Raw genomic sequence first — 2,574 nt, 5'->3', positions numbered from 1 at the left:
GCGCCGGGTTCCGGTCCGGCCGATACGCCTTCTGCGCCGCGCTGATCCTGCCAGCTAGAACGGCGAATGGGCCTGCCTGAACTGACGGGGTGACAGGCCGCTCCAACGTTTGAACGCACGCGAAAAGCACGAAGGCTCTGCGTAGCCCAGGCGTTCGGCAATGTCTTCGATGCGCATGTCGGTGGTTTGAAGCAGCTCTTCTGCGAGCACGCGGCGCGCGTCGTCGGCCAGCGTTTCGAACACGGTGTCTTCCTGCGCCAACCGGCGACGCAAGGTCCGCACGCTGATCTGCAGGGCGTCGGCCACCTGCTGCATGCCGGGCATGGTGCGGCTGCTCATCATCAGTTGATCACGGATGCGGCCTGCCAGCCCGCTTTGCAGCTTGCGCAGCGTGAGCAGGCGCTGACACTCGTCTTCGCACAACTTGAGCGCTGCCACATCACCCTGGGGCAAGGGCAGTTGGGTCAGTTCGATGCTGATGCCCAGTCTGTTGTGGGGCTGATCGAACGCTGGTTCGTAACCATAGAGCGCTGCGATGCGGTCGGCGTAGGTGGGGCGAGGGCGACTCAATTCCAGTCGGGTCAAGGGTAGCTGCATGGGCAGCACGTCACGCTGCAGTTGCAGGATCATGGTGCTGTCCCGGTCAGTGAAGAAGTCCCGCACGTCTTCGGGCACGTCCTTGCCTTCGCAGATCAACATGGCCTCTTTGGCCGTTGTGATCATGGCTGGTTGGCAAAAGGCGCAGGTCAGCCTTGTGTAGCGGATGCCGACTTCCACTGCCTTCCAGACGTTGGGGCTGCTTTGCAGCGCGAAGCCCCAGATGCCGAAAGTGGTTGGGTGGTAGCGCAAGCCGGCGTCCAGCCCCAGGCCGATGTCGGGCCCCAGATGGCGCAGGAGATTGCGTGCCACTTGCATCTCCTGCATGGCTTCGACCATGCGTTCGGGTTGCGCCAGTTGCGCTTCGCTGAGGCCCGTGCCGCTCAGGCAGTCGCGCGCGCTCAGGCCGTGTTCGCGGCCCAGGCCGAACAGGATGCGTGTGCTGGCGACGTTGCGCGGGAAGTCCCACGGCTGGCGGTGAGGTGGCATGGCCGAACGGTGTGAGGCAATGGCCTCAAATGTCAAGTTGTGGACGCATCAGTCATTCTCTCCGATGAAGCTCATGCGTACGCTATGGCCTGTCATCTCTTGCCCCAAGCATTGCTTGAATCCTTCGCCATGAACGCTGCAACAGGCTCTACATCACCTACACACCTGGCACCCCGCAAGGTTCAGTTCGACTGGACGGACGTGCCTTTGCACTGGATCCCTGATCAACCGTTTGCCAGTCACTTTCTCAGCCAGTTGCACATGATGTTGCCCATTGGCGAGTTCTGGTTTTGCAAGCTGTTCAACCAGGCCTTACCGCTGGTTCGTGACCCGAGGCTGGCAGAAGATGTGAAGGCCTTCATCCGCCAGGAAGCCGTGCACGCGCGCTCCCATCAAGGGGCGAGCAAGCACTATCTGGGCGCGCATGGCATTGAAACGCAAAGCTACATTGACCGTGTCAACTGGCTGTTCCAGGAGGGGCCTTTGTCGGACGAGCCCTATGGCAAGCCTTTGCCCAAGTGGTTGGCCAGGCAATGGCTGATCTTTCGCTTGGGCATCATTGCCAACATCGAGCACACCACCTGCACGGTGGGGCAGTACATCCTGCGCAACCAAAGGTGGGATGAGGTCGGTGCAGACGAGACCGTGCTGGACATCTTGCGCTGGCATTGCGCGGAAGAGGTCGAGCACCGCTGCGTGGCCTTCGATCTGTACCGCCATCTGGGCGGGCACTACGCCACGCGCTGGGTGCAAAAGCTGGTCTGGATTCCCTGGTTCCTGTATGTGTACGCCAAGGGGGTAGACCACATCGTGCGTCAGGATCCCGTCTTCAAGGGGCGTGGTGCTGGCCCGTTCAGCTTGTCGTTCTGGCGGCAGTGGCACCGTGCAGCCAAGGCAGGCTTTCTGCCCGGCATCGGCTGGTTCCTCAAGGAGGAGTTGCGTTACCTCAAGCCCGGGTATGAGCCGGTACACGAAGCGGACACAGCAGAAGCTTTGGCCTATATGGCGCACTCGGAAGGTGTGCGCGCCGGTGCTGCGGCAGGGGGGCGTTGGTAAGCGCGATGTGGCCGTTGGTCACATGAGGGCCGAAAGTGCCCGCCACGTATAAGCCATGGCCACGCCCGCCACCAGCAGCACGCTGATGGCGCCGGCCAGACCGGTGTCTTCCTGCTCGGCGGGGTTCAGGCGGCTGCGTGCGATCTCTCTGTGAATCATGAACACAGGCAGCGCCGTGCTGAACGCGATCAGCAGTGAGGTAGGCAGGTACCAGAAGTAGCCTCGCATCTTCAGACGGCGGCCTTCGGTCACCATCCAGCGCCAGACCACGGCGAACACGAACATGATGTCGACCGTGATGAAGCGACTGGCCGAGTTCACCAACGTGTCCTGCCAGAACTGTACATTGCCTTGCACGACACCCAAGGACAGATAAGGCTTGAGTTGGGCCGCCGTGCCGGTCAGTGCGGCCACGGCGATCAGGGCGTAGAA

The 2,574-nt window shown here is 61.8% G+C and carries 3 protein-coding genes; 1 reads left to right on the top strand and 2 read right to left on the bottom strand.

Translation table 11 applies throughout. From position 1 onward, the window contains the following. Nucleotides 1-54: 54 nt before the first annotated feature. Nucleotides 55-1,086 carry an AraC family transcriptional regulator gene (locus EPO09_RS10685; protein ID WP_290642914.1) on the bottom strand — a complete coding sequence of 344 codons (1,032 nt, stop codon included), beginning with the start codon at nucleotides 1,084-1,086 and terminating at the stop codon, nucleotides 55-57. Nucleotides 1,087-1,215: 129 nt separating this feature from the next. On the opposite strand from EPO09_RS10685, the gene EPO09_RS10680 reads away from it, so the two are divergent. After that, nucleotides 1,216-2,142, top strand: a complete 927-nt coding sequence (locus EPO09_RS10680) for a metal-dependent hydrolase (RefSeq protein ID WP_290642912.1) — start codon at nucleotides 1,216-1,218, stop codon at nucleotides 2,140-2,142. 18 nt (nucleotides 2,143-2,160) lie between these two features. On the opposite strand, the gene EPO09_RS10675 is transcribed toward EPO09_RS10680, so the two are convergent. Then, the coding region (locus tag EPO09_RS10675) for a DUF2834 domain-containing protein (RefSeq protein ID WP_290642910.1) at nucleotides 2,161-2,574 on the bottom strand (414 nt) is incomplete at its 5' end.

Source organism: Aquabacterium sp., from assembly GCF_004297345.1.
Lineage (GTDB): Bacteria > Pseudomonadota > Gammaproteobacteria > Burkholderiales > Burkholderiaceae_C > Aquabacterium.
This window is presented reverse-complemented; position numbering and strand designations above follow the sequence as displayed.